Raw genomic sequence first — 388 nt, forward strand, 5'->3', positions numbered from 1 at the left:
TGTCCAGGCCGATCTCGGCGAGGATCACCTGCGCGGTGTTCGGGCCGATGCCGGGGATCTCGTCGAGGCGCTCGGTGTCGGTGATCGGTATCAGGGTGGTCTGCCCGGGGCCTTCGTCGTCCTCGGTGGTGGACAGTTCGGCCAGACGGACGGTGATCCGGGCGGTGAGCTTGTCAATCTGCACGGTGAGGTGGTCGACGGTGTCCAGCAGCATCCGGCACATGAATCCGTGGTGCTCTTCGAAACGGCCGGTCAACGATTCAACCAGGGTGGCGTGGCTGGCCTTGATGGTGCCGTGGGCGGGACCTCCCCCCGGGTGGTGGACACCCTGACCTCCGGCCCCGGTGGGGGCCGGGAGAGGGTGACCGATTATGGTGATGAAGGTCTT

1 pseudogene is annotated in these 388 nt (G+C 66.2%); it reads right to left on the reverse strand.

Annotated elements, in window-relative coordinates:
• Positions 1-256: pseudogene (locus tag J0695_RS42940) on the reverse strand (hypothetical protein); the annotation flags it as partial.
• Positions 257-388: the final 132 nt, after the last annotated feature.

Source organism: Streptomyces beijiangensis, from assembly GCF_017315755.1.
Lineage (GTDB): Bacteria > Actinomycetota > Actinomycetes > Streptomycetales > Streptomycetaceae > Streptomyces > Streptomyces beijiangensis.